Annotated in this window: 24 protein-coding genes; 14 read left to right on the top strand and 10 right to left on the bottom strand. The window is 72.9% G+C overall.

Features of this window, described 5'->3' with window-relative positions; genetic code table 11:
* Positions 1 to 43 precede the first annotated feature (43 nt).
* Both ACRWNP_RS17980 and ACRWNP_RS17975 read right to left on the bottom strand, forming a co-directional pair.
* The gene (locus tag ACRWNP_RS17980; RefSeq protein ID WP_431962457.1) at positions 44 to 1621 is read right to left on the bottom strand and encodes a sodium:solute symporter; all 1578 of its coding nucleotides are present in this window, start codon (positions 1619 to 1621) and stop codon (positions 44 to 46) included.
* 8 nt (positions 1622 to 1629) lie between these two features.
* Complete coding sequence (locus ACRWNP_RS17975; protein ID WP_431962455.1) at positions 1630 to 2631, bottom strand: N-acetylglucosamine kinase; 1002 nt, start codon at positions 2629 to 2631, stop codon at positions 1630 to 1632.
* Between the two features lie 204 nt (positions 2632 to 2835).
* Here ACRWNP_RS17975 and ACRWNP_RS17970 point away from each other — a divergent pair, with 204 nt between their 5' ends.
* From ACRWNP_RS17970 to ACRWNP_RS17960, 3 genes are all read left to right on the top strand, one after another.
* Positions 2836 to 3786 (top strand): MurR/RpiR family transcriptional regulator, encoded by a 951-nt coding sequence (locus ACRWNP_RS17970; protein ID WP_431962453.1) that lies wholly within the window; start codon positions 2836 to 2838, stop codon positions 3784 to 3786.
* 52 nt (positions 3787 to 3838) lie between these two features.
* A complete protein-coding gene (gene murQ, locus ACRWNP_RS17965; protein ID WP_431962451.1) occupies positions 3839 to 4735 on the top strand; it encodes an N-acetylmuramic acid 6-phosphate etherase in 897 nt (298 codons plus the stop codon).
* An 81-nt stretch (positions 4736 to 4816) separates the two neighbouring features.
* Entirely contained in the window at positions 4817 to 5197 is a 381-nt protein-coding gene (locus ACRWNP_RS17960; protein ID WP_431962449.1) for a thioesterase family protein, read from the top strand.
* 267 nt (positions 5198 to 5464) lie between these two features.
* On the opposite strand, the gene ACRWNP_RS17955 is transcribed toward ACRWNP_RS17960, so the two are convergent.
* From ACRWNP_RS17955 to ACRWNP_RS17945, 3 genes are all read right to left on the bottom strand, one after another.
* On the bottom strand, positions 5465 to 5638 hold the full coding sequence (locus ACRWNP_RS17955; RefSeq protein WP_431962447.1) for a hypothetical protein: 174 nt from the start codon (positions 5636 to 5638) through the stop codon (positions 5465 to 5467).
* A gap of 107 nt (positions 5639 to 5745) precedes the next feature.
* Entirely contained in the window at positions 5746 to 6456 is a 711-nt protein-coding gene (locus ACRWNP_RS17950) for a hypothetical protein (protein WP_431962445.1), read from the bottom strand.
* Entirely contained in the window at positions 6453 to 6812 is a 360-nt protein-coding gene (locus ACRWNP_RS17945) for a hypothetical protein (RefSeq protein WP_431962443.1), read from the bottom strand. The genes ACRWNP_RS17950 and ACRWNP_RS17945 overlap by 4 nt, the downstream gene beginning before the upstream one ends.
* Positions 6813 to 7005: 193 nt before the next feature.
* Here ACRWNP_RS17945 and ACRWNP_RS17940 point away from each other — a divergent pair, with 193 nt between their 5' ends.
* The 3 genes from ACRWNP_RS17940 to ACRWNP_RS17930 all read left to right on the top strand — a co-directional run bounded on the left by ACRWNP_RS17940 (position 7006) and on the right by ACRWNP_RS17930 (position 11816).
* Entirely contained in the window at positions 7006 to 10725 is a 3720-nt protein-coding gene (locus ACRWNP_RS17940) for a S8 family serine peptidase (protein WP_431962441.1), read from the top strand.
* A 393-nt stretch (positions 10726 to 11118) separates the two neighbouring features.
* The gene (locus tag ACRWNP_RS17935) at positions 11119 to 11364 is read left to right on the top strand and encodes an aldehyde dehydrogenase family protein (RefSeq protein ID WP_431962439.1); all 246 of its coding nucleotides are present in this window, start codon (positions 11119 to 11121) and stop codon (positions 11362 to 11364) included.
* Between the two features lie 248 nt (positions 11365 to 11612).
* Complete coding sequence (locus ACRWNP_RS17930) at positions 11613 to 11816, top strand: hypothetical protein (protein ID WP_431962437.1); 204 nt, start codon at positions 11613 to 11615, stop codon at positions 11814 to 11816.
* On the opposite strand, the gene ACRWNP_RS17925 is transcribed toward ACRWNP_RS17930, so the two are convergent.
* Positions 11797 to 12339: a DUF2238 domain-containing protein gene (locus ACRWNP_RS17925; protein ID WP_431962435.1), complete on the bottom strand. Its 543-nt coding sequence runs from the start codon at positions 12337 to 12339 to the stop codon at positions 11797 to 11799. The genes ACRWNP_RS17930 and ACRWNP_RS17925 overlap by 20 nt on opposite strands.
* A 495-nt stretch (positions 12340 to 12834) precedes the next feature.
* Here ACRWNP_RS17925 and ACRWNP_RS17920 point away from each other — a divergent pair, with 495 nt between their 5' ends.
* Positions 12835 to 13308, top strand: coding sequence for a carboxymuconolactone decarboxylase family protein (locus ACRWNP_RS17920; RefSeq protein WP_431962433.1), 474 nt, complete (start codon positions 12835 to 12837; stop codon positions 13306 to 13308).
* Between the two features lie 26 nt (positions 13309 to 13334).
* Positions 13335 to 14258: an RNA polymerase sigma-70 factor gene (locus tag ACRWNP_RS17915; RefSeq protein WP_431962431.1), complete on the top strand. Its 924-nt coding sequence runs from the start codon at positions 13335 to 13337 to the stop codon at positions 14256 to 14258.
* 11 nt (positions 14259 to 14269) lie between these two features.
* On the opposite strand, the gene ACRWNP_RS17910 is transcribed toward ACRWNP_RS17915, so the two are convergent.
* A complete protein-coding gene (locus tag ACRWNP_RS17910) occupies positions 14270 to 14689 on the bottom strand; it encodes a hypothetical protein (protein WP_431962429.1) in 420 nt (139 codons plus the stop codon).
* Positions 14690 to 14750: 61 nt separating this feature from the next.
* On the opposite strand from ACRWNP_RS17910, the gene ACRWNP_RS17905 reads away from it, so the two are divergent.
* Positions 14751 to 15299, top strand: coding sequence for a GNAT family N-acetyltransferase (locus tag ACRWNP_RS17905; protein WP_431962427.1), 549 nt, complete (start codon positions 14751 to 14753; stop codon positions 15297 to 15299).
* Positions 15300 to 15473: 174 nt separating this feature from the next.
* Positions 15474 to 15857 carry a VOC family protein gene (locus ACRWNP_RS17900; RefSeq protein WP_431962425.1) on the top strand — a complete coding sequence of 128 codons (384 nt, stop codon included), beginning with the start codon at positions 15474 to 15476 and terminating at the stop codon, positions 15855 to 15857.
* Between the two features lie 3 nt (positions 15858 to 15860).
* Here ACRWNP_RS17900 and ACRWNP_RS17895 read toward each other — a convergent pair whose 3' ends face one another.
* On the bottom strand, positions 15861 to 16964 hold the full coding sequence (locus tag ACRWNP_RS17895) for a protein kinase family protein (protein WP_431962423.1): 1104 nt from the start codon (positions 16962 to 16964) through the stop codon (positions 15861 to 15863).
* A gap of 119 nt (positions 16965 to 17083) precedes the next feature.
* Here ACRWNP_RS17895 and ACRWNP_RS17890 point away from each other — a divergent pair, with 119 nt between their 5' ends.
* From ACRWNP_RS17890 to ACRWNP_RS17880, 3 genes are all read left to right on the top strand, one after another.
* Positions 17084 to 17986 (top strand): EamA family transporter, encoded by a 903-nt coding sequence (locus ACRWNP_RS17890; RefSeq protein WP_431962552.1) that lies wholly within the window; start codon positions 17084 to 17086, stop codon positions 17984 to 17986.
* A 109-nt stretch (positions 17987 to 18095) separates the two neighbouring features.
* On the top strand, positions 18096 to 18494 hold the full coding sequence (locus ACRWNP_RS17885) for a hypothetical protein (protein ID WP_431962421.1): 399 nt from the start codon (positions 18096 to 18098) through the stop codon (positions 18492 to 18494).
* 44 nt (positions 18495 to 18538) lie between these two features.
* Positions 18539 to 19117: a hypothetical protein gene (locus tag ACRWNP_RS17880; RefSeq protein WP_431962419.1), complete on the top strand. Its 579-nt coding sequence runs from the start codon at positions 18539 to 18541 to the stop codon at positions 19115 to 19117.
* On the opposite strand, the gene ACRWNP_RS17875 is transcribed toward ACRWNP_RS17880, so the two are convergent.
* A complete protein-coding gene (locus tag ACRWNP_RS17875) occupies positions 19005 to 19499 on the bottom strand; it encodes a PaaI family thioesterase (RefSeq protein WP_431962417.1) in 495 nt (164 codons plus the stop codon). The genes ACRWNP_RS17880 and ACRWNP_RS17875 overlap by 113 nt on opposite strands.
* Before the next feature lie 94 nt (positions 19500 to 19593).
* Between ACRWNP_RS17875 and ACRWNP_RS17870 the strand changes: the two genes are divergently transcribed.
* Positions 19594 to 20061, top strand: coding sequence for a winged helix-turn-helix transcriptional regulator (locus tag ACRWNP_RS17870; RefSeq protein WP_431962415.1), 468 nt, complete (start codon positions 19594 to 19596; stop codon positions 20059 to 20061).
* On the opposite strand, the gene ACRWNP_RS17865 is transcribed toward ACRWNP_RS17870, so the two are convergent.
* On the bottom strand, positions 20022 to 24854 hold the full coding sequence (locus tag ACRWNP_RS17865) for a DNA repair ATPase (protein ID WP_431962413.1): 4833 nt from the start codon (positions 24852 to 24854) through the stop codon (positions 20022 to 20024). The two genes, ACRWNP_RS17870 and ACRWNP_RS17865, sit on opposite strands and share 40 nt — an antisense overlap.
* Between the last annotated feature and the right edge of the window lie 3 nt (positions 24855 to 24857).

The raw sequence follows: 24857 nt of genomic DNA, 5'->3' as shown, positions 1-24857 counted from the left end.
GGGGTGGAGGCCGCCCGTCGGCGGCCCCCACCCCGGGGAGTCCTCACTCGACGCCGGCACCCGCCGCGACACGACCCGAGCCGGAGCCGGACTCCGGGCCGCCGTCGGCCATCCCGGCCGTACGCACCTCGGGGGCCTTGTGGAACAGGCTCATCACACCGCCGATCACCAGGGTGATCACGACACCGAGCGGCACCAGCCACTGGGCGGCGATCGTGGTCGGCACCGTCGCGCCCGCCACGGTGACGTCGATCTTCACCGAGCGCACGACGTAGGTCATCACGCCGACGGTGACCAGGAACGCGACGATCGAGTCGGTCTCGTTGGCACGCCTGACGATCCTGCCGAGCAGGAAGGCGCCGAGCAACGCGCCGTAGGTGTAGCCCGCGATGGTCAGACCGGTCAGGTAGACATTGCCCGTGCTGGTGCTGAAGGCGCAGGCGAAGACGGCCATCAGCACGGCCCACACCAGCGTCATCACCCGGGCGAGCTTCAGCAGCGACTCCTCCGACGGGGTGCTGCGGAAGAAGCTGTGGATGATGTCGGCGACCGTCGAGTTGGACATGGAGTTCAGCGCGGAGGACAGGGAGCCCATCGCGGCGCCGAGGATGCCGGCCACGAGGAGGCCGGAGATCACCACGGGCAGCCCGTGCAGGATGAAGTTCGGGTAGAGGTTGTCGGAGCTGGTCAGGCCCAGGTCCGAGAAGCTCTTGCCCTTGTTGTACGACCACAGCAGCGCGCCGACGAGCGAGAAGGCGGCGAACTGGAGGGTGACGAAGACACCGGAGGCGATCATGGCCTTCTGGCCGTCGCGCAGGGAGCGGGTGGCCAGCACGCGCTGGACGATCAGCTGATCGGAGCCGTGGCTGGCCATCGCGAAGATGGCGCCGCCGATGATCGCGGTCGGCAGGGCGAACGGGCTGGTGAGGACGTGCGCCAGGTCGAAGTTGGTGTCGAACAGCTTGAAATGGCCCGAGTGCAGGGCGTCGGAGAAGCCGCTGCCGCCGACGTGGCCGGAGAGCACGGCGATGGCGAGGATGGCGCCGCCCAGGTACAGGCCCATCTGGATGGCGTCGGTCCAGATGACCGCCTTGATGCCGCCGAGGTAGGTGTAGACGACGGTGATCACCGTGAGGACGATGATGATCAGGCGGTAACCGGCGTGCACGCCGAACTCGTCGAGCAGCAGCTTGATCGGGATCGCGGAGGCGAACAGGCGGACGCCCTCGGCGAGGAGGCGGGTGAAGACGAAGGTCACCGAGGCGAGCCCTTGCAGCTTCAACCCGAATCTGTCGCCCAGGTACTGGTAGGCGCTGACGAACCCGCCGCGCTTGTACAGGGGGATCAGCACGGTGGCGACGACGACGCGGCCGATGACGTAGCCGAGGGCGAGTTCGACGTTGCCGAAGCCCTGCCCGCTGTAGGCGCCGCCGGGCACGCTGATGACGGTCAGCACGCTGGTCTCGGTGGCCACCACGGAGAAGGAGACGGTCCACCAGGGCATGTGCCCTTCGCCGACGAAGTAGTCCTTCGCCGTTTTCTGCCGTCCGGCCAGTCGCAGTCCGATCCACGCGATGGCGATCAGATACACGACGACCACGACGAGGTCGAGTTGGCGCACGCTCGCTCCTAAGCAACAGCCGGCGGGGTCACCGGCGTGATGGGGACAGATGGTGGGGGCGTCGTCCGGCGGACTCGGACGACATGGGATTCGTGCGGCACGGTGGCGTCCCGTGCCAGCAGGCGCGCGCCGTCCAGCGGGTCCCCGAGCGGGGGCCGCGGGCTCAGCGGTCGCGCGGAGCCCTCGAGCGCCGCGCGCAGCGGCGCCATGAGCGGTTCGCCGAGGCCGGTCAGCCCGCCGGTGACGGTGACGGGCAGGACCTCACCGGTGATCCGGGCGGCGGCCGCGAGCACGGCCTCGCCCAGTGCGGTGGCGGCGTCCCCGACGATGATCCCGGCGACCCGGTCTCCGGCCGCCGCGGCGTGGGCCACGTCCGGGGCGAAGGAGGCCGCGGTGCGGGCGGGGTTGCCACCGGCGGCCAGTGCCGCGGGCAGCGTGTCCGGGTCCCCGAAGCGCCGTGTGGCGGCGGCCAGCAGGGCGGTGTCCGGTCCGCGTCCGTCGTGGGCGCGCAGTGCGGCCCGCAGGCCGGTCACGCCGATCCACGCGCCGCTGCCCTCGTCGCCGAGCCAGGGGCCCCAGCCGTCGACGCGGGCGTACGAGCCGTCCTCGCCGATGCCGATGGCGACCGAGCCGGTGCCGATGGCCAGCACCACGCCCGTACGGCCGCCCAGGGCGCCCGCGTGGGCGGTGACGGCGTCGCTGGTGACGGCGACCTCGTCCGCGGGCAGGTCCCGGAGGAGCAGTTCCGCGAGGGTGCGGGCGGCCTCGGGTGCCGCGGCCGCTCCGGCGGCGCCGACGCAGACGGCGGCGAGCCGGCCCTGGGCGTGGTGCTCCCGGATCAGCGGCAGGACGGCGGCGCGTACGGCGGCACGCGCCGCCTCGACACCGCCCTCGGCAGCGAGCCCGGGAGACCCCGGGACCTCGTGGACGGGGCCGGCGGTGCCGTCCGTGCCGATGAGCACGGCACGGCAGCCCGTCTTCCCCAGGTCCACGGCCACTGCTGCTGTCATGCGGCAACCCTCGTGTCGTACGGGATCCGGCACGTCGGGTGGTCACGGTCGGCGGTGACCGGCGCGGATCGCGGTGCAGCGAGTATCGGAAGGCAGAGCTCCGGATGTCAATAAGTAACTTCACGAAATGCATCACGTAAATTTTTGACGTGACCGACGGGGCGTGGTTACGCTGACGCCACCCACTCAGGAGGGAACCCGCCCATGGCCTCCCAGGACCCGACCCGCACCTTCGCGCAGCCCGCGCAGGAGTCCGCCTCCGGCGGCGACATCCTGACCCGCGTCCGCGCGGCCCTGCCCGGCCTGGCCCCCTCCGAGCGGCGCGTGGCCGAGAGCGTCCTGGCCGATCCGGCACAGGCGGCGGAACTGTCCATCAGCGCCCTCGCCGAACGGGCCGCCACCTCGGTCGCCACCGTCATGCGCTTCTGCCGGACGATGAAGCTGGGCAACTACCCCCAGCTGCGGCTCGCGCTGGCCGCGGCCGCCGCCCGCGAGCACGCGCTCGGCGGCGAGCGCCCGGCCCCGGGCACCGACATCAGCGCCACCGACACCCTCGAACAGATCGTCCACAAGATCGTCTACAACGAGGTCCGCGCCCTGGAGGACTCCGGGGCCGGACTCGACCTCGAGGCGCTCGGCCGCGCCGTCGACGCCGTCGCGGGCGCCCGGCGGGTGGACATCTTCGGCGTCGGCGCCAGCGCCTTCGTCGGCCAGGACCTGCACCAGAAGCTGCACCGCATCGGCCACATGGCGTTCATCTGGACCGACCGCCACGCGGCGCTGACCGCCGCCGCCCTCCTCGGCCCCGGCGACGTGGCCGTGGCCATCTCCCACTCCGGGGAGACCGAGGACACCGTCGAGCCCCTCCAGGCGGCGGCCGAGCGCGGCGCGACCACCATCGCCCTGACCAACGTGCCGGGCTCCACGCTCGCCGACAGCGCCGACCTGGTGCTCGCGACCTTCGCCCGGGAGACCCCCTTCCGGTCCGGCGCCACCGTCAGCCGGATCGCCCAGCTGGCCGTGATCGACTGCCTGTTCGTCGGGGTCGCCCAGCGCTCCTACGACGCCACGACCGCGGCCCTGCAGAAGACCTACGGGGCCGTGCAGCGCCGCAGGCGCCCGCAGGCCCAGCGCCGTACCCCGGCCGACGACTGACCGCCGCCGGCCCCGCACCACACCCCAGCACCACCGAAAGGACGACCGCGCCGTGGACCTCAGCACACTCGGCACCGAGACCCGCAACGAGCGGACCGCCGAACTGGACCGCATGCCGGTCTCCGAGCTCCTCACCGTGATGAACGCCGAGGACCAGACCGTCGCCCTCGCCGTCCGTGAGGCGCTCCCCGACATCGGCACCGCCGTCGAGGCCATCACCGAGTCCCTGCGCCGCGGCGGCCGCCTCGTCTACCTCGGCGCCGGCACCAGCGGCCGCATCGGCCTGCTCGACGCCGTCGAGTGCCCGCCGACCTTCGGCACCGCTCCCGAGCAGGTCGTCGGCCTGCTCTCCGGCGGCCCCGGCGCGTTCATCGTGGCCGTCGAGGGTGCCGAGGACGAGCCCGCCAGGGCGATCGCCGACCTCGACGAAATCGGCATCGGCGACCGGGACACCGTCGTCGGCCTCGCCGCCAGCGGCCGCACCCCCTACGTCATCGGCGGCCTCAAGCACGCCGCGACGCGGGGCGCCGTCACCATCTCCGTGGCCTGCAACCGCGACGCCCTCGTCAGCCGCTACGCCGACATCCCGATCGAGGTGCCCACCGGCCCGGAGATCCTCACCGGCTCGACCCGGCTCAAGGGCGGCACCGCCGAGAAGATGGTCTGCAACATGCTCTCCACCGCCTCGATGGTCCGCCTCGGCAAGGTCTACGGGAACCTCATGGTCGACGTGCGCGCCACCAACAACAAGCTCGTCGACCGCGCACGGCGCATGGTCGTCCAGGCCACCGGCGCCGACCCCGACGTCGCCGCCGAGGCCCTGAGCGCCGCGGGCGGCCACGCCAAGACCGCCATCGTGATGCTGCTCACCGGCACCACCGCCGAGGAGGCCGCCCGGCGCATCGAGCAGGCCCACGGCGACACCCGCACCGCCGCGGGCCAGGCCTGACCCGGCCCCGGGCGCCACGACCGGGACAGCGGGCAACGGCGCCGATCCGTGCAGGCGTGAACGGCGCGCTAGCGTGGTGCCATGCGCCACGAAGTGACCGATGCCGACACCGCGACGGCGGCGGGCAGCGGCGACGTTCCCGTACTGTCCACGCCCCGCCTCATCGCCTGGATGGAGGCGGAGACGGTGCACGCCGCGGCAGCCTTCACCGCGGCGGGGCAGACGACGGTGGGGACGGCGCTGCGTATCGAGCACGTCCACGCCACGCCGGTCGGGGGTAAGGTCGACGTCTTCGCCGAGCCGCCGCCCTCCCCCAGGGGACGGCGCCTCACCTTCCGGGTAGGGGCCCTCGACGACGCGGGCCGGCTGGTCGCGACGGGCGAGATCGACCGTGCCGTCGTCGACCGGGAGCGTTTCCTGGCGGCGGCGCTCGATCCGGGACAGCCCGGCGAGCCGCACTGACCAGACGTCCCCGCCGCGGCGGGTGCGCTCAGACCACGCTGGGAGCCGATGCCGCCGACGGTGCCGTCGGGCTCCGCCGCGAAGTGGAACCTGAGGCGGTGCCGCCTTCGTCGGTGGTCCGCGCATGGTGGCGAGCAGGCTCTCGGCCAGGTGTGGCCGTCCGGTCGTGCGGTTCGAGGAACACCGCCGGCGACCGTCGTGTTCGCCCGCATCACCCTCCCAGCCTGGCCGGCGCCACGACCGGGCTGCTCCGGTACCGGAGGGGAGTCAGTGCTTGAAGACGTCCTTGGTCTTCTCCTTCGCGCCCCGCATCCTGCCGCGCGATTCGAGGGCGGCGCCCTTCGCGGCGAGCTTCTCCTTGTGCATCGCGTGCGCTGTCTTCCGCACGCTCTTCCCGACGACCTGCTCCATCTTCGCCTTGCATTTCTCTGCGGCGCTCATCACGGCACCTCCGCGACCTCTCACCCGGCGCGTGCCCGCGGGGCGGAGGTCGAAACCCGCGGCTGTCCCCGCGGCACTCCGGGCGCGGTCGGTCAGGGGGCTCGTCATCAGTGGACGTCCGCCACTTGCGCGGCGACGGGGAACTCGGCACCGCATTCACCGCAGGTGCCCGTGCCGAAGAGGTGGGTGAGGCCGACGGCGACCGGATCCATGCGCGCGGCGACAGCGGAGTCGTACAGCACCCGTGCCGGCCCGGACAACTCGGCCGGAGCGGCGGGGCGCAGGGGCGTCGCGCCGGGGTCGCCAGGCTCGTGGTCACCCACGGCGGAGAAGTGGCCCGCCTCGCCGATGGAGACGAACACGCCCATGTCGCACGCGGGGCAGAAGACCTCGTACACCTCGTCGATCAAGCCCTCCAGCGCGTACGACCAGACGCGATCCCCGTCGAAGGCCATGAGTGCCTGCAGGAGGTTGACGTAGAGCGCGGGCTCGGCCGGCCGGCGGACCCGGTCGCCCGCGAGGGCCCGGAGGCGCTCGACGCTGCCCGCGTGGTCGCGGCGTTCCCCCTCGTCCGCCGCCGCGACGATCGCCCCGGCCAGGACGAGGGCGTTGTCCCCGTCCTCGTCCTTCCTGCCGCCGAGGTCGGCCAGTTCGGGAAGCGCGGCGAAGCTCGCCGGATAGACGCTGCCCTGGTGGCACAGACGCGACCACAGGTCTCCCCAGACCTCCTCCTCCGGCCCGGTGCCCACCCGCGCGAGAAGGACCGGGACGTCCTCCGCGGTACCGTACGCGTGCCTCAGCCGCGACCAATCCGTCATCCGGGCATCCAACCATGTCGCTGGAGGGGTCGGAGCAGCGAGGTGGTGACCGCGGCGAGGCGTGTGCGGTACTGCGGGTCGTAGCCCTCGGTGGCCGCCCGGGCTTCCTTCTCGTCCTCGAAGTACCGCCCTGCGACGCCCCCCAGTTGGGGCGGGTCGACCCGGCGCCGCGTGGCCGCGGCCCCTGCTCCAGGCAGTCGACGACGTCCATTCCCGACCGGCGGGACATGGCGGGCGCCCGGCACGTGCACGTCCGGAAGCGCCCCCATCAGGTCGGGGCCGAAGAGGTCTTGGACGTCGTCCCACAGCAGATCCGGCCCGGCACCATGCTGCCCGCGGGCACGTCCCGGCCGCACCGTGGTTCGCCCGCCGTGTACCCGAACTCCCGGTCATAGCGGGTCTTGTCGGCACACGACGACGTTCGGGCGGCCCCGCGGTGACACAACTGTGCCATGGCACAAGAGCGACCCCTGGCACCCCTTGAGCGGGGACATGGACCGCCTCGAAGATCAATGGCCGTCCACTCTTCACATGGCTTGAGGAGTTCCCTTGCCCACGGTTCACATCCCCCGGCCCAGGTCCGGGGCGATCGCGCTCGGCGTGGTCGCCGTCCTGGCACTCGGGGTCATACCGGCCACGGCCGCCGTATCCGCGGACGCCGCCGGTCGCGGGCCCGCCGCCGGCGCCGCACTACGGTCACCCGGCAACGGCGGCACGCACACCGTCACCCTGATCACCGGCGACAAGGTCACGATCGGCACCGCACCCGACGGGACGGTCATCCGGTCCTTCGAGGGCGCGGACGGGACCACCACCGGTTTCCACCGCGCCGTCGTCGACGGCGCCACCTACGTCTATCCCGACGCGGTCCTGCCGTACGTCAGCGCGGGGAAGCTGGACGAGCAGCTGTTCAACGTGACCCGGCTGATCGCCGACGGTTACGACGACGCGCACTCCTCCCGGCTGCCGCTCATCGTGAGCTACACCGACGCCGCGGCCAAGTCCCGGACGCTGCCGAAGATGGCGGGCGCCACGGACGTCCACCGGCTGGAGAGCATCCAGGGCGCGGCCCTCGCGCAGAACCGCAAGCAGGCCCCGGCGTTCTGGTCGGCACTGACCGGGGGCGCCGGCGCGGCGGCCCGGTCGGCGAAGCCGACGTTCGCGGCCGGTGTCGCCAAGGTCTGGCTCGACGGCAAGGTGAAGGCCGACCTGGCCGACTCGACCGCGCAGATCGGCGCGGACAAGGTCTGGGCGGAGGGCAACACCGGCGAGGGCGTCAAGGTCGCGGTGCTCGACACCGGAGTCGACGCCGAGCACCCCGACCTCGCCGACCGGATCGCCGACAGCGCCAGCTTCGTCCCCGACGAGCCGGACACCCTCGACTACCAGGGCCACGGCACCCACGTCGCCTCGACGATCGCGGGCACCGGCAGCGCCTCCGACGGCAAGGAGCGGGGCGTCGCCCCCGGTGTCCGCCTGGACGTCGGCAAGGTGCTCAACAGCGAGGGCAGCGGCCAGGAGTCCTGGATCATCGCGGGCATGGAATGGGCTGCCCGGGACCAGAAGGCCAGGGTCATCAGCATGAGCCTGGGCGGCGGTGGTGACCACACCGACCCCATGAGCCAGGCGGTCGACCGGCTCAGCAGCGAGACCGGGGCTCTGTTCGTCATCGCGGCGGGCAACGGCGGTCCGCACAGCATCGGCAGCCCCGGTGCCGCGGACTCCGCGCTGACTGTGGGTGCCGTGGACTCCGCGGACCGGCTCGCCGAGTTCTCCAGCACCGGCCCGCGTGACGGCGACGCCGGGCTGAAGCCGGAGATCACGGCGCCCGGCGTCGACATCCTGGCGGCCCGCTCCCACTACAAGCGGGGCTCGGGCTACTACACCAGCATGAGCGGCACCTCGATGGCGACCCCGCACGTCGCCGGAGCCGCCGCGCTGCTGGCCGCCGCCCACCCGGACTGGACCGGCCCGCAGTTGAAGGAGGCGCTGGTCAGCAGCGCCAAGGCCACCCCCGCGTACTCCCCGTACGAGGCGGGCGCCGGGCGACTGGACGCCCCGGCGGCGGTCCACACCTCGGTCTTCGCGACCGTCAGTGCCTTCTCCGGTTTCCACGCCTGGCCCCAGACGCCAGGAGAGACCGACGTCCAGAAGGTGACGTACACCAACACCGGCGACGCGGCGGTCGGCCTGAACCTGGCCATCGACTCGAAGGCCCCGGCAGGGCTGTTCACTCTCTCCGAGGACAGGGTCACCGTCCCGGCGCACGGCACGGCCTCGGTCTCCCTGACCGCGGACCTGGACCGGCTGCCGCTCGACCAGTCGGTCAGCGGCTTGATCACCGGCACGGACGGCACCGGAACGGTCCGGGCCAAGACCCTGATCGGTGCCGCCAAGGAGGGGCAGCGGCAGACCCTGACCGTCACCGCCAAGGACCGCTCGGGCAAGCCGCTGGCCGGCCGCGTCATGCTCACCGCCGAGGGCCTCTTCACGACGATCGACCTCGACGAGTCCGGCACCGGCACGGCGCGGCTGCCCGTCGGCACCTACAGCGGCTGGCTCACCGCGGACGTGCAGGGCGCCAACGGCCCGCACTCGCTCGGCATGGCGCTGCTCGCCTTCAACGACGTGCGGCTGGACCAGGACCGGTCCGTCACCCTCGACGGCCGCAAGATGCGTCAGATCCTGGCGCGTGCCCCGCAGCAGACCACCCCCGTCGCACCGCGGCTGGACGTCCACCGGTCCTTCGGCAACAGCCTGGTCGAGTCGTCCATGCTGCCCAACGAGACCTACGACAGCATCTGGGCGCTCCCGACCGGCAAGAAGGTCACCGACGGCACGTTCGAGTTCGGTGCCCGCTTCCGGCTGGAGCAGCCCGCGCTGACCGTGAGCACGGCCTCCAGGACCTACGCCGACCCGTTGGTCAAGCGCGGCTCCAAGCCGCTGCCCGCCGGCACCCGGACGCTCACGGCGGTCTACGCCGGTGCGGGCACGGCCGCGGAACTGGCCCGCACGAACGTACGCGGCAAGGCCGTGGTGGTGCGGGGCGGCAGCGCGTCCGGAATCCAGGCGCAGGCGGAGGCCGCCGCGGCGGCGGGCGCGCAGGTGCTCGTCGTCGTCAACGACGGCATCGGCCGGCTCCAGCCCTGGGACGAGGTCCCGTGGAGCCCGCAGAGCCCGGCGCCGCTGACGGTGGCGACCCTCAACGCCGACCAGGGCGCCGACCTGATCGGCGCACTCGGGCACGGCACGGTCAGGCTGAAGGTCACCTCGAACCCCACGACCGACTACGTCTACGACGTGGTGCGCCACTGGTCCGGCGCGGTACCGACGGACCCGACCTGGCGCGTCGCACAGCGCGACCTGGGCAAGGTGAACGTCTCGTTCCGCAACCACCGCCAGGGCAAGGCGATGGAGTTCCGCCCCGACGTCTGGCAGGGCTGGGTGGTCGGCAACCAGCTCACCGCTCCCGCTCAGGGCGACCGGACCGACTGGGTCACCGCCGACGCCGGTTGGCTGGACGACGCCTACATCGCGGGCGAGACCGGGCAGCACGCGATGGACGTCCTGCGCTACCCGGCCGGGAAGACGGCCGAGGTCAGCTGGTTCGGGCCGATCCAGCGCCCCCGGATGGGCCCCATCGGCTACCAGCCGGTCCGCTACCTCGACGGCGTCTACATCCCCGCCCCCGGCTGGGGCGACTCCGGCTCCGGCCACGTCGGCGAGGCCTACGGCAACTACGACGTGAAGGACTGGATGTCGCTCTACCAGGGCGACCGGCAGCTCAACTGGGGCAACTCCGAGTACCTGCCGATCACCGGGCTCGCCCCCGAACGGCTGCCCTACCGGCTGGTCGTCGACAACGACCGGGCGGCCTGGACCCACCCGTACTCGACGCACACCCTGACCGAGTGGAACTTCACCTCCGAGGCCACCGGCCCCGAGGCGGCGGTGTCCCTGCCATTGATCCAGCTCGACTACGGCGTGGCCACCGACAAGGCCGGCCAGGCCGACCGGCACGCCAAGCTGACCGTGACCGCCTCGCACCTGCCCGGCACGACCGCCGCCATCGGGAAGCCCTCGCTCGAGGTCTCCTACGACGACGGGAAGACCTGGCAGCGAGCCGGCCTGGACCGCAGCGGCAGCGGCTGGCAGACGGGGCTGCGCGCCCCGAAGTCCGCGGGCTTCGCCACGCTCCGGGTCACCGCCCGGGACGACGCGGGCAACACCGTGTCGCAGACGATCACCCGGGCCTTCGGCCTGCGCTGACGCCCCGGCACATCACCCGGCGGGCGGCACCGCGACCAGCGGTCCCGCCCGTCGGCGTTTCCGGCCGCCCAGGGCCTCGGCGAAGCGCATCCCCGTGGCCCGCGGCCGTTCCTGCGCGACGTCGCCGCGACATTCCGCACGGCGCCGGCGTGGGCGACACGCTGGACCGCGCCACACAGATCGGCCGTTCGTCAGCGCGAGGCAGCGCGCCCGCGTGGAGGGCCGCATCGCCAGGGGCCTGCACGAGGGCCCCCGGCTGACGACGGGCGGCACCGGCCGGTCGCTCTCGACCGGGGCTGGTCCGTCGGCCGACCGTCTTGGCCGCGTGGACAACGCCTCGGCCGGCGCACATGAGGAGATCTGCGGGCCCGTGCGTCGATCACGCCGTACGACGTGCACGAGGCCGTCAGGCTCGCCGACGACTCCGCCCGCGACCTCGCGGGAACGGCCTGGACCGCCGATCCCGAGCCCGGCACGCGCGTGGCCCGGCGCATCCGCAGCGGCACGGCCTGGACCAACGGCTACGTGCCGGACATCGCCTCCCCGTACGGGGACGTGCAGGCCGGTGGCCCCGGTCGGGAGCCGGCCGCGGAGGTGCTCCAGGCGTCCCAGCAGTCGCGGTCGGTCCACCAGCGGTGACGCCGGCGCCATGGTGCGGCGGCCGTCACAGGCTCGGCAATCGTCACCACCTTGACAGGTGATGCAGCCTGTGCGACGGTCGCATCAGCCGCGGTGGTATCCGACTCCGCCGATCCCCCACCGGAGGATTCCCGTGAAAGTGCTCAGCGTCATGAAAGTGGCCACGGTGGCCGTGGCCATCGTCACCGTCGCCTGCGGGTGTTTCCTCCAGGTCTTCTGAGGACGGCACAGCGAGAGAGAGGAGCGGCATGCCCAGCACGCAGCAGGCCGTCAAGGTCGTGAAGGTGGTCAGGACCGCGGACACCGGCGCGGTGGCGCGCCGGACCCGCTTCGGCACCCTGCCCGAACGCGTCCGGCCCGAGGACACCACGGAGGTGGTCCCCGTCGTGGAGCGGTACCCCTCACAGGACCTCTACGACCACGAGAAGTGGCTCACCTGCAGGTGGGTGTAGCCGCGGGCGCCGCGCCCCCGGGCGGACCCCGGTCCGTTGGGGGCGCGGCCCCTCGTGACGTGCGGAGTTCGAAGAACGCGCTGAACGCCATGCAGGCGCAGACGACGAGCGGCGCGAGCCGGCGACCGCCGCGCAGCGGGGAGGCGCGCACGAGGATCTCACGGACGAGCACGGCGGGCACGAAGCCCTGCATGAGGTGACCGATCCGGTCGTACGGGTTGCGCGACAGGCTCGGGGTGTCGCGCAGCCAGTCCCCGAAGGCGAGCTGGGCACAGGTGTGGTGACCGTCCACCGGCAGCACCAGGGCGTGCGGGGCCGGCAGCGCGCACAGCAGCCCGGTCAGCCGGAACCGGCGCCGCGGGGCGACCGCGAGCGGCAACCCGAGCATGATCCAGAAGGTCCCCGGCGCCCATGTGCCGCGGTCGCGCGGATGGACCCCGTACACCACGAGTGCGGCGAGCGCGAAGCCGGCGGCTAGCACGGGCAGTGCGGCGCGCGGGACGGGGACGGTGAGGTCTGTCATGCCCCGTAGGGTCGTGGGGTGCGGCACGCGGGCGCATGGGTACGGCTGCGCACGCTTTCGCTCGCGCGGGACCGCCCCGCGGCTCGCGGCTCGCGGCTCGCGGCTGTGGGGCGACACGTACCGCCCTTGCGTAGGTGCCCCCCTCATTGATCGCGGGCGTTCCTCGGCCCCGCTTGCGCTCAGAAGGGCTGACGACGGATGAGGCACCCCGCGCGGTGGCCGTGGCGGCGCCTGCGAGGCCGAGTCCGGTGAGGGCTGCCATGAGACGCCCTGATGTGGCCGAGCCACCCCGTACCCCCTGGCTCATCAGGACCGCCCACCGCACGGCATGAGATCGCCGGCCGCCAGGTCGGCGAGAGAGTCCATCAGCCGGGAGACGCAGCTCACATCGGGCGATGTCACTGGGATGCGGGCTGCCTCGTCCCAAGGGGTGAAGCCGTGGGGCCGACGACGGACGGCCACGGACGACCCCGTACGACACCCGAGGAGCACACCATGGACGCTCGACTGGACTACCTCGCCAGCCCGACCGCGAGCAGGGCCTTCAAGCACTTCATGTCGGTGGGCAAGGCGTTCAAGGAGTCGCCGCTGCCGGCCGCGACGCAGGAGCTCGTGGCGCTGCGGGTCAGCCAGATCAACGGCTGCGGCGCCTGCATCGACATGCACACCAAGGAGGCCGCCGCCGCGGGCGAGACCCCGGTGCGGCTGCATCTGGTCGCGGCGTGGCGGGAGGCCACGGTCTTCACCGAGGCCGAACGTGCCGCGCTGGAGCTGGCGGAGGAGGGCACCCGCGTCGCGGACGCCGGCACCGGGGTCAGCGACGAGGTGTGGGCCCGCGCCGCCCGGCACTTCGACGGCGAGCAGCTCACCGCGCTGGTGCTCCTGGTCTCCTTCATGAACGCGGTGAACCGGCTTAACATCATCGCCCGTCAGCCGGCCGGTGACTACGAGCCCGGGCGGTTCCACTGACCGGGAGCAGGGGAAGGGGATCGGGCGTGGGCAAGGTGGAGGAATTCGAGGAGCTGCGGCCGCTGCTGTTCTCGATCGCGTACCGGATCCTGGGCAGCGTGGGCGAGGCCGAGGATGCGGTGCAGGAGACATGGCTGCGCTTCGACGCCTCCTCCACCCGGCCCGTTTCGACGAAGGCGTTCCTGTCGGCGGCGGTGACGCGCGTCTCGATCGACGTGCTGCGCTCGGCGCGGGCGCGGCGGGAGCAGTACGTCGGGCCGTGGTTCCCCGAGCCGCTGCTGAGTGATCCGTACCAGGATCCGGCGCGGTCGGCCGAGCTCGCCGACTCTCTGTCGATGGCCGCCCTCCTGCTGCTGGAGCGGCTCAGCCCGCTCGAACGGTCGGTGTTCGTGCTGCGGGAGGTGTTCGGCTTCGGCTTCGGCGAGGTCGCCCAGGCGGTCGGGCGGTCGGAGGCGGCGTGCCGTCAGCTGCTGGTGCGGGCGCGGCGGCACATGGAGGCCGGGCGGCCGCGGTTCTCGGCGGACCGCGGGGCGCGGCAGGAGCTGGCGCAGCGGTTCTTCGACGCGCTGAAGGACGGCGACGTGGACGCGCTGCGCGAACTGCTCGCCGCCGACGTACAACTGGTCGGGGACGGCGGCGGCAGGGCCCCGCAGCTGGCACGGGCCGTCTTCGGCGCGGACAACGTGGCCCGGGTGCTGGGCACGGCCTTCCCCTGGCTGCTCCGGATCGACGTGACGTTCGAGCCGCGCGAGGTCAACGGCCAGCCCGGGGCGATCTTCCGCGACCGGGACGGCAGGGTCCTGCACACCCTGGTCCTCGACGTGCTCGACGGGCGGATCCAGGCCGTCCGCACGGTGCTCAACCCCGACAAGCTCGGCCACCTCGGCCCGGTCGCCGACGCCTGGGCCGTCCACCGGGAGGTGAAGCGGGCGCGCCGGCGGGGGAACTGACCCGGGGGCCGTCAGCGCCGGCGCGGACCGGTGAGGGCGGCCTCCAGGGCCTCACCCGTCATCTCGACGACGACGGCGGCGTCCCGCATGCCCGCCGGAAGGTGCGCGTACTCCTCCGCCCGGCACACGACACCGACCCCACCCGGGTCGAGGACGACCGCGCCGAGCCGGGAGACCAGTTCCGCGACGATCCCGAACACCTCGCCGGCATGCGGGCGCGAGACCATGATGTCGCGCTCGCCGACGAAGATCTCCGCCTCGCCGCCATCGGCGGCCCGCACGAAGAACTGCAGCCCGCCGTCCTCCCTCGCGGTGAGCCGCGGGTCGCCGACATCGTGCGGTTCCAGGACGGCCCGCACCAGCGCCAAATCCACGGGCACGGGCACGGCCGCCCCGTCGACGAAAGTGAAGATCAACGGGCTCCACCCCACGACAACTCCTCCCCGCCCAAAACCGTGTGCGCCGACCGGGACAGGAACCTACCCTCCGGTCATGGACCTTCGCGAAGAGCTCCCGGGCGACCACGAGTCCGTGCGGGACGTCCACCTGCGGGCGTTCGGCGACCACGGCCGAGTGGTGGCCGATCTGGCCGACACCCTGCGCGGGAGCATCACGCCCGCGGACGGTCTCTCACTGGTCGCCGAAGACGACGGCCGGGTCGTCGGGCACGTGATGTTCACCCGCGGCCTGCTCGACGCCCCGCGGCGACTGGTCGAGGTACAGGTGCTCAGCCCGCTGGCCGTCCTGCCCGGACACCAAGGGACCGGCGTCGGCACGCATCTGGTCCGGCACGGCCTGCGCACCCTCGCCGAGCGGGCGGTCCCCGTCGTCTTCGTCGAGGGCGATCCGGCCTACTACTCGCGCCTCGGTTTCCTGCCCGGCGGCGACCACGGCTTCCGCAGGCCGTCCCTGCGCATCCCGGACGCGGCCTTCCAGGCGATGACGCTCCCCGCGTACGAGCCCTGGATGACCGGCACCTTCGTCTACGCCGACCCCTTCTGGCGCCACGACGCGGTGGGCCTGCGTGATCCCCACGCATGAAACGTGTCCGGTCGGTCAAGCGGTTGCCGCTCGAGCCCGGTCGACCGCTCGTCCGGTGACGCAGTGAACGGCGTCCTGGCTGAGGACGACCGAGGCGATCGACTTCGTCGGTGCACGCGAGGGCTCGGCGCAATCCGGTGGCGTCCGGAGGGGAAGTCGGGAAGGCTCGCGCCCATGGTTTCAGTAGTGCAGAACATCGCGATCGACTGTGCGGATGCCTACGAGCTGGCCCGGTTCTGGAGCGCGGTGACCGGCCGCCCGCTGCATCCGGAGGACGGACCGGGTGACCGGGAGACCCAGGTGACGCTCGCGGACGGACCGGCGCTGTACTTCAACCAGGTGCCCGAGCCCAAGACCGTCAAGAACCGGCTCCATCTGTGTCTGCGCCCCGAGACCTCGCGCGACCAGGAGGTGGAACGGCTGCTGGGCCTCGGTGCCACCTTTGTCGCCGATCACCGCAATCCCGACGGCTCCGGCTGGGCGGTCCTCGCCGACCCCGAGGGCAACGAATTCTGCGTCCTCCGCAGCGAGTCCGACCGTGCCGCGATGAGTTCCTGACGCTCACGCCCCGCCCCGGGCGGGGCGCCCGTCAGCGAACGGGAAGGCGTGTCCCCCGTCCAGCCGGTGGATCTCGTCCAGCGGGTAGGGGGTCCGCCTGCTCCGGCGCTGGAACGAGAGGTTGAAGTCGGAGATCACCGCGGCCATCGGCGCGTGCCGGGCGATGATCGCCGCGGCCTCCTCGGGGATTCCTGCGGGGCGCCTGCCCCCGGCGTAGGCGCGCACCAGCGCGGCGCGGCCGTCCCGGTCCTCCCTCCGGTATCCGTACAACGCGGTGACCAGCCAGTTCACCAGATAGGTGGCGGTGTAACAGCGGTCGTAGGCCTGATGCCGGTCGAAGAAGACGGCCTCGTCCTGCGACAGCTCGAACCCGGAGGAGAGAGCGAGACCGTAGTCCGCGAAATAGAGACGCCGGCCGTCGGTGAGGATGTTCTCGAAGTGCGCGTCGAAGTGGAGGAGTCCGCGGCTGTTCATGAACGAGGTGCCGGCCGCCAGCTCCCGCTCCACCATGGCGCAGGCCCGGTCGGCGGACTCGTCCCCGGCTTCGACCTGGGTGCCCAGCCACTGGTGCAGGTTCTGCGGGATGTACTCCAGGAAGAGCGCGACGCTCGCCGAGGACTGCCGGATGGCCTCGATCCGGCGGCGCACCTGCGATCCGCCGCCCCAGTAGGCAACGGCCCTTTCCACGTCGGCCAGTTCGTCGGGCAGGGGAGTCGAGTCCGGCAGCACCCGCCAGTGGTACATCAGCGGGAAGCCGTCGTGTTCCGCGGTGAGCACCCAGTTCGTCGTCATGGTGTGCGCGGCCAGTTCTCGCCAGGCTCCGAAGCCCGGCCCGCCGATGGTGCCGACGCCGTAGTGACAGAAGTCGGGCAGCTCGAACACATTCGCCGTGGACCGGAGGTTCTCGGGTCGCCGCTCCACGTCGGTGAGGGGGACCCGCTTGACGAAGACCGGGCTTCCGGCGACCTCCAGCAGGGCCGACGTCCCGCCGATGCCGGATCCCAGGGGCACGGCCACCTCGACGAGTTCGCGCAGGGCGCGATCACCGTACGAGGCCAGGGACGACGAGACGGCGCTGTGGGCGGACAGCCGCGCATCGCGCGACATGTCAGGGCACTTCACTGTGGCCTCCACCTGGGGGACTACCCCGGTTCAGCTGTGGCCGCGCCGCCGGAAAATCACATGACGCGCGGCGCCCGGTCGTCGACAATCCTCGCGTGGCCACCATGAACGTCGACCGGACTCTACACGGCCCGTCCCCCCGGTCCTCCCTGACCGCGCTCGCCGGACGCACCTATGGCGCGATCCCGCCCACCGCGCTGGTGCTGCTCGGGATCGTGAGCGTCCAGGTGGGCTCGGCCCTGGCCAAGCACCTGTTCGGCGCGGTGGGCAGCTTCGGGACGGTCGCGTTGCGGCTGTTCTTCGCTGCGGCGGTGCTGATGCTGTTCTGGCGGCCGTCCCCCCGCATGAACCGTCGCGCGTGGACGGTGGTGCTCGGCTACGGCGTGACGCTCGGCCTGATGAACCTGTGCTTCTACCTGTCGCTGGCCCGGATCCCGCTGGGGATCGCGGTGACGGTCGAGTTCCTCGGGCCGCTGACGGTGGCGCTGGCCGGGTCGAGGCGATGGCTGGACGCCTTCTGGGCCCTGCTCGCGGCGGGCGGTGTGGTCCTGCTGATGGAGCAACGCGGCGAACTCCACGTGTCCGGTCTTCTGTTCGCCCTCGCCGCGGGAACGTGCTGGGGCCTGTACATCCTGGTCGGCGCGGCGCTGGGCCGCCACACCACGGAAGGCAGCGGCCTGGCCCTGGGAATGGCCGTCGCGGCACTGGTGACCGTGCCGTTCGGCGTGGCCGACGGCGGGACGGCGCTGGTCCAGCCGTGGGTCCTGCTCGCCGGGCTCGGCGTGGCGCTGCTGTCGTCGGTGATCCCGTACTCACTGGACCTGGAGGCACTGCGCAGGATCCCCCCGCGCGTCTTCGGCATCCTGATGAGCCTCGAACCGGCGATGGCGGCCCTGATCGGCCTCGTCGTGCTCCACGAGTCGCTGCACTGGTCGCAGTGGATCGCGGTGCTGTGCGTGGTGGCCGCGTCGGCGGGCGCCGCACGCGAGACCCGTCCGGACGCCTGACCGCCCCCGACGCCAGACCCCGGCATGGTGCCGGCACAGCATCACGGCTGTGTCGGACGGCCTTTGTAGGATCACGGCGTCAGGGCACAGGGTCTGAGGGGACACGGCGTTGGCAAGACCGCGGATACGTCTCGGCGACGACACTTCGTGGCTGGAACTGGTGCACACCGGCGGGGAGGACTCGCGGGTCACAGCGGACTGGTGCTCGTCGCTGACCGCCGATTTCGAGGCCTGTCTCACCTTCGGGGAGGTCGCGGACTTCGCCGCGCGCATGCTCTCCCGGCTGTCCGCCCCCGACGGCCACGCCTTCTCCGAGGACGTGACGGCCGGCCGCAACAACCCGCTGCGGCTGACGGGCGATCCCGTTGAGGACGGCTACGCCCTCTACGTGACCCTGACGCCCAACGGGGACGACAACGTGTGTCTGCTGCGGATGGACATGGATCCGGTCGACGCCGGCGAGCTGCGTGATCTGTTCGGCGCGTTGCGCGCGTCGTTGGCGCGCTGACCGCGTGGGTCGCGCGAACCGCTACGGACGGGCATCATCCCCCGGTGAGCATCGTGGTGGAGTTCTTCGCGGCGCCGGACGACACCGCGGCGGCCTCGGTCCTGCGGACCGGGACGGTGCGCGGGTTCGCCTCGTTCACCGTCGGGAACCTCGACCCCGAAGAGGCCCTGGTCGCGTGGGAATGCCTGCTCACCGGCGGCGGCTTCGAGGACCCCGTCGGCGCGGGCGAGCCCCGTGTCGTCGCCGAGGCGGATCACGGCGAGCACGTCGTCCTCGCGCTCTCGCCGCGGCTGGCGGCGGCGCTCACCGGGACCGAGCACTCACGGCTGTGCGAGGTCGCCGTGGCGTGGGCGGGACAGCGCGCGGCGGAGGGCGCGATCATCGACGCGGACGTCGCCCGGGCGATCGTGGGTGATCCGGCCGTCCTCGTCGCCGGCGCGGAACGCCGTGACGAGGGCGTCTACTGCCGGGCCGGGTCAGGGGACACCCGGCGCACGGGCGCCGTAGCGGTCAGCGCGCGGGAACGGGGAAGATCATGCAGCTGCTCGTGGCGTGGGCGAGCAGGCGGTCCGCGGCGTCGAACAGCTCGGCCTGGGCGAGGGCGGTGCGGCGGCCCTGGTTGAGGACGGTGCCGACGGCGCGGACCTTCCCGGTGTCGACGGTGATCGGGCGGAGGAACTTCAGGTTGAGGTCGAGCGAGGTGTAGCCCATGCCTTCCGGGAGGACGGACTGCACGGCGCAGCCCGCGGCGGAGTCGAGGAGGGTGGCGTAGACGCCGCCGTGGACGCTGCCGATGGGGTTGTAGTGCTCCTCCCCCGGTTCCATGACGAAGACCGCGCGGCCCGCCTCGACCTCCTCCAGGGTGAATCCGAGGGTCGATGCGATGGGCGGTGCGGGAAGGCGCCCGGCCAGCACGTCGCGGAGGAACTCCAGACCGCTCGTACGGCCGACCGCGGCCGCGGAGACCTTGGGGTCCCCCCATTCGAACGTGCGTGACCTCGTCATGGGGCGTTCCCTCCCTGACCGACTGACTTCGACATCCGAAGTTAGCCAGGGGGACATCTGGATGTCAATGCCGAAGCCAGCCTACGATGACCGCATGACCTGGCTGGACACCAGTACCGAGAACTGCACGGTACAGCGCACCCTCGACCTCGTCGGCGAGAAGTGGTCGCTGCTGGTGCTGCGCGACGCCATGAACGGCGTACGCCGCTTCGACGACTTCCGCCGGCACATGGGGCTGTCCGAGGCAGTGCTGGCGGACCGGCTGCGCAAGCTGGTCGCCGCGGGGATCCTGGACACCGTCCCGTACCGCGAGCCGGGCAGCCGTACCCGCAACGAGTACCGGCTCACGCCCAAGGGCTGGGACCTGTGGCCCGCGATGATCGCCCTCAAGCAGTGGGGCGACCGGTACACCGCCGACCCGGAGGGTCCGCCCCTGGAGGTCCGCCACCGCGACTGCGGCGAGCCCGTCGAGGCGGTCGTCGTCTGCGCCGGCGGCCACGACGCGCTCGCCCCCCGGCAGGCCTACACCCGGCCCGGCGCCTCCGCCCGCAGGCCGGGCTGACCCGCCGCGCGGCCCCGGCGGTGCGCGGCCTTGACCTCCTCCCAGCGCGCCGCCTGACCGGCGGTCAGCGTGCCGCGCAGCTCCGCGAGCTTGAGGAGGTTGGCCTCGGCTGCCGAAGTGAGGGTCTGGGCCTCGGCGCGGTAGTGGTCGTCGACGAGGGCGTCGAGTTCGGCGTCGTTCATCACCGGGGAGATGCGCTCGGCGAGCTGGTTCATGTTGCGGTAGGAGCCCTGCAGCCGGAAGGCCGGTTCGGTGCGCGCCTCGTCGGACTGCGCGGCGGATGCCACGTAGGCGCGGTTGACGGCCAGTACGGTGCGCTGCGCGCGCAACAGCAGGCGGAGGACGGCGACGACGCGGTCCCGTTCGGCCGGCGGGTAGGGGTGCGCGAGCCGCTCGGCGTGCGCGGTGCCGTCGCCCCGGGCCAGGCGCAGCAGGATCTCCAGGTCCGCGACGTCGCGACCGGCGAGCGGGGCCAGCACGGGGTTCGAGGTGAGGGCGTTCTCGGTGAAACTGAGGGCGAAGAGCTCCTCGCGCCCGGTGAGGACGTCGCCGAGGTTCCACACGTCGGCACGGTTGGCGAGCATGTCGGGGACGCGGAAGCGGGCCCCGGACTCGGTGTGGGGGTTGCCGGACATGACGACGGCGAAGCGCTTGCCCCTCAGGTCGTACGTGCCGAGGCGGCGTTGGCCGTCGCAGAGCGGGATGAACCGCTGCAGCAGTTCCGGTGACACGTGCTGAACGTCGTCGAGGTAGAGCAGCACGTTGTTCGCGGCCGCGAGGGCGAAGTGGATCTTGCGGATCTCCGGGTGGTCGTCGTCGAGTGAGGTGACCGAGGAGCCGAGCGCGGGGCCGCTGACGGTGACCAGCAGCATGCCCAGACGCTCGGCGACGTACTCCACGAGACTGGTCTTGCCGTAGCCGGGGGGTGAGATCAGCAGCAGTAGACCGGAGTTGTCGGTGCGACGGATCTCCCCCGCGGCACCGATCTGGCGGGCGAGGTTGTCGCCGACGAGCGGGAGGTAGACCTCGTTCAGCAGCCGGTTGCGGACGAAGGTCGTCAAGGGTGAGGGCCGGAGGTCGTCCAGGCGCAGCCGGGCGCGCTCCCGCGCGAGGAGATCGCCGCGCAGGCGACGGTAGGCCTGGAAGGCGGGCACGCGCTCGGCACGGAAGGCGGCGGTGCGGGCCAGGAACTCGTCCAGGCGGAGGCTGAGGGTGCCGTGCCGGACGAGAGGGTGGCGGCCACGCAGGCCGTCGACGCGGGCGGTGAGTTCTGCCGCGCTGTCGCGACGGGGCAGCCGGTCCCGGTCCAGCAGTTGGAGGGTGATGGCCTCGGCCAGGTCGCCGGGCCTCACGTCCTCGCCGCTGGAGGTGAGGAACGAACCCAGCCAGGCCTCGACGAGTTGACGGCGCGCGGGCAGCGAGGGGAGGTCGTCCGGGAGCGCGGCCAAGGCGGCGCCGGGCCCGCGGCCGTCAGTGCCGGTCCGGAACTTCTCCAGCAGGCCGCGCGCGGTGGCGGCGGTGACGAAGGAGACCCCGTCCCGGCCCTGCTCGTCCGTCCCGGTGTCCCCAGCGCGGGCGATTTCTTCGAAGAGGTACTCGCCCGCGAGCTCGGTGCCCCGCGGGTCGAGACCGGCGGCGTCGGTGAAAGCGGTGATCGACCCGGCCAGTTCGCGGCCCAGCGCGCCGACGGCCGGAGCGGGGCCGAACGTGGCGCGTGCTTGACCCAGCGAGGCCGCCCGGGCGGCCCAGGCGGTGCGGGCCGTGTCGTCGCAGCCGTACACCCAGAACATCTGGGCGGCGGCACGGGCCGCGGCCGGGTAGCGGAGCAGCCCGGCCTCCGCCCGGAGCCGCAGCAGCGCCTCGAGGACGGCGGTGGCGTCGTGGTCGTGGACGCCGCGCTCGTAACCTTCGTCGAAGCGGGACTCGGCGGCCTCGCGCACAACGTCGAGGAGCCGGCCCGAGGCCGCCGCCTCGTCCAGGACGTCCGGCGGATCGGTCTCCGCCAGGAGGGTCGCGGCGAGGTACTCGGCGCGGTAGACCTCGGCGGTCTCGGAGACCAGGTGCTGGTCCCAGTAGGGGCGTGTGGCGGCGAACCCGGGGTCCAGGACGGGGGCCCGGTAGTCGGTGCCGGTGAGGGCGTAGGCCAGGGCGCCCTCGTGCGGCACGAGCGTCAGCGACGTACGCCCGTCGGCGACCGCGAAGCGGTGGCGCCCGAGGCGGACGGTGGTGCCGCCGTCGCCCGCGTCGAGCAGGTCGGCGCGGTCGCGCAGCATCCGGCCCGCCTGCCGGCGGGCCCCCTGGAGGCGCCCTTCCCATTCCCCGGCCCGTACGGGGTCGCCGAGCGCGCGCAGTTCGTCGCAGATACGGCGCAGCCTGCCGATCATGGGGTCGGAGGCGAAGTAGGTGTTCACCTCGTCCAGGGAGGCCGGCGCGGCCAGGCGCCGGTGGACGCCGTCGAGGATGCGGGCGGCGGAGGCGGCCAGGTGCTCGCCGCGGCGGGCGCGTTCGTCGAGGAGGGACTGCCGGCGTGCCGAGAACGCCTCCTGGAGCTCCGCGCGCCGCTCGTCCAGGGTCTCGGAGAAGTCCGCGGACTCGCCGAAGCGGGCCTGGAGGGTCTCGATCCTCAGCAGCAACCGGGCCAGTTGCTCCTCGCACTCCTCCGGGGAGCCGGCGGCGGACAGCCCCGCGGTGACGGCCTGCGCGAGCAGGGCCGACTCGGCGGCGAACTCGGCGCGTCCCTCGCGTCCGAGGAGTTCCTCGCGCCGGTTGTCGAGAGCGGCCCTGACCCGGTTGGCGTCGGCGAGGACCGCGCCGATCCGCTCCAGGACAAAGGTGCGCAGCAGCGGGTCGGCGATGTCCAGGTCGGCCACCACGTCCCCGACCGTCCGCAGGTCCTCGGTCTGCCGGGCGAGCCGTTCGGCGAGCGGCGCCGCGTCCGCGGTGGTGGCGACGGCGGCCACCTCGTCCGCCAGCGCCGTGACGTCCTGGTGGTGGCGGACGAAGGCGTCCTCGCGGCCCAGGAAGGCCACCGCCCGGCGGGCCGCCTCGGCGAGGTCGTCCGCGAGTCCGGCGCCCAGCCGGTCGATGCGTGCGCTGTCGGCGTGGCGCATCTCGCGCACCGACTCCAGCCGGCCCTGCGCGCGGCGCAGTCCGGTGAGGTGCAGCACCCAGTCGCCGGCGTTCTCCGGTTCCCGGTCGCGGCCGCGCCGTACGAGGGCGGCGATCTCCGCGGCGGTCTCGTCGAGGACCCCGGCCGCCCGCGCGGTCAGTGCCGTGACCGCCTCGAACTCCTCCAGCGCCTGCAGCGCGGTGGCGCGCACCGCCTCCAGCGGCTCGTGCAGGGTGCCGAGGCCGGTCCCGGTGAGCCAGGGGTGCCGGTCGGCGATCCGCTCGCAGGCGGCGGCGATCGCCTCGTACACGGCGGCGGCCGGGTTCGCCCCCTCGGCCGTCCGGACGACGGCGAGGCAGTCGGCGATGCCCGCGACCAGGTCGGCGTTGCCCACGCGGCCGAGCGGGCCGGCGTCCGCCGGCCCGGCCGCGTGGCTGTCGGAGGTGAACGGGGTCTGCCAGACCTGCAGCGGATGCCTGCGGGACGGCTCGCCCGGCTCGTCGCGCAGCAGCACCAGGGTGCCGTCGTCGAGCAGGGTCCAGCCGCGGCAGGACAGGGGGTGGGTGACCTCGCCGTGGATCGCGTTGTAGGGCAGCAGCAGGGTGCGTCCCTCGGCGCGGGAGTGGAAGACGTAGAGCACGTCCTCGCCGTTGGGCGCGCGGACGACGCGTTCGGATTCCAGGCCGCCGGTGGGGACGTCGAAGGTCCTTACGGCACCGGTGGCCAGGCAGTAGCCGCCGGGGAAGACGATGCCCTGTTCGCCGGGCAGGGTGAGGCAGGCCTGGCCGACGGCGTCGAGCCGGGTGGCCTCGCGGGTGCGGGTGTTGACGACCAGATGCCGCGCCCGGGTCTCGTTGTACGGCCGCACCCGCAGCAGGATCAGCGCCCCGGCGCGGGCGTGGGCGATCGCCGCGTCGGCGAGGGACTGCAGCGGCTCGTCCACCGGCTCGCGGTGGATGCCGTCCGGGGTGCCGGTGTCGTTCTCGGCCTTGACGGTCAGGCTGCCGCCGACGGTGGACACGAAGACCTCGCCCTCGACGGACACGTGCGGGTGGCGGCCCAGGACGTGGTCGTCGCGGGTGGCCTCCCGCCAGGTCATGTCGTACGCGGGCGGCGTGACGAGGTCGCGTTCGCCGCGGGCGTCGAGGTAGCGGACGGTACCGTCGGCGCCGAGTCGCCAGCGCAGCGCCCGGACGTCGGTGAGGGCGGGGCCGGTACGGAAGACCGCCAGCAGGGTGCCGTCCACGACGCGCAGCCGGTCGAGTCGGGCATCGCGGTAGTAGCGGTGCAGTTCGGTGAAGTCCTGCCGGAAGACGGGGTCGTCCAGCAGTCCGGGGACGGCGTCGGCGGCGGCCGGCGCGAAGCCGGGGACCTCGTGGAGCGAGAAGACGTCCTCGGGCGTGCCGGCGCCGTCCGGCACCCGCAGTCCGAGCAGCAGCCGGCCGCCGACGGCGACGACGTCGGCCGGCGCGCCCCGCCGGGCGGTACGCGCGTGGCCGCCGTGCACCGGCCGCAGCTCGCCGCCGCCGAACGCCTCGACGCGACGGGCGTTCAGCTCCCGTGCCCGTGCGCCGAGTTCCCGTGCGGCCGCGGTCAGGCGGCCGCGCAGCACCTCGTGGGTACCGGCCTCCAGTGCCGCCTCCGGCTGCCGCTCGGGGTGGTGCTGCCGCTGCTCGTCTGACATCGT

Origin of the sequence: Actinacidiphila sp. bgisy160 (assembly GCF_965342435.1) — a bacterium.
In the GTDB taxonomy this organism is placed as follows: Bacteria; Actinomycetota; Actinomycetes; order Streptomycetales; family Streptomycetaceae; genus Actinacidiphila.
Note: the sequence above shows the minus strand (reverse complement) of the source record. Positions and strands in the feature narration are given on the sequence as shown.

Coding starts and splice junctions, on each gene's coding strand:
- ACRWNP_RS17975 (WP_431962455.1), bottom strand. CDS start 2,631: ATGACAGCAGCAGTGGCCGTGGACCTGGGGAAGACGGGCTGCCGTGCC.
- ACRWNP_RS17930 (WP_431962437.1), top strand. CDS start 11,613: ATGCCCAGCACGCAGCAGGCCGTCAAGGTCGTGAAGGTGGTCAGGACC.
- ACRWNP_RS17895 (WP_431962423.1), bottom strand. CDS start 16,964: ATGTCGCGCGATGCGCGGCTGTCCGCCCACAGCGCCGTCTCGTCGTCC.
- ACRWNP_RS17925 (WP_431962435.1), bottom strand. CDS start 12,339: ATGACAGACCTCACCGTCCCCGTCCCGCGCGCCGCACTGCCCGTGCTA.
- ACRWNP_RS17875 (WP_431962417.1), bottom strand. CDS start 19,499: ATGACGAGGTCACGCACGTTCGAATGGGGGGACCCCAAGGTCTCCGCG.
- ACRWNP_RS17955 (WP_431962447.1), bottom strand. CDS start 5,638: ATGAGCGCCGCAGAGAAATGCAAGGCGAAGATGGAGCAGGTCGTCGGG.
- ACRWNP_RS17905 (WP_431962427.1), top strand. CDS start 14,751: ATGGACCTTCGCGAAGAGCTCCCGGGCGACCACGAGTCCGTGCGGGAC.
- ACRWNP_RS17970 (WP_431962453.1), top strand. CDS start 2,836: ATGGCCTCCCAGGACCCGACCCGCACCTTCGCGCAGCCCGCGCAGGAG.
- ACRWNP_RS17960 (WP_431962449.1), top strand. CDS start 4,817: ATGCGCCACGAAGTGACCGATGCCGACACCGCGACGGCGGCGGGCAGC.
- ACRWNP_RS17950 (WP_431962445.1), bottom strand. CDS start 6,456: ATGACGGATTGGTCGCGGCTGAGGCACGCGTACGGTACCGCGGAGGAC.
- ACRWNP_RS17920 (WP_431962433.1), top strand. CDS start 12,835: ATGGACGCTCGACTGGACTACCTCGCCAGCCCGACCGCGAGCAGGGCC.
- ACRWNP_RS17900 (WP_431962425.1), top strand. CDS start 15,474: ATGGTTTCAGTAGTGCAGAACATCGCGATCGACTGTGCGGATGCCTAC.
- ACRWNP_RS17890 (WP_431962552.1), top strand. CDS start 17,084: ATGAACGTCGACCGGACTCTACACGGCCCGTCCCCCCGGTCCTCCCTG.
- ACRWNP_RS17865 (WP_431962413.1), bottom strand. CDS start 24,854: ATGTCAGACGAGCAGCGGCAGCACCACCCCGAGCGGCAGCCGGAGGCG.
- ACRWNP_RS17870 (WP_431962415.1), top strand. CDS start 19,594: ATGACCTGGCTGGACACCAGTACCGAGAACTGCACGGTACAGCGCACC.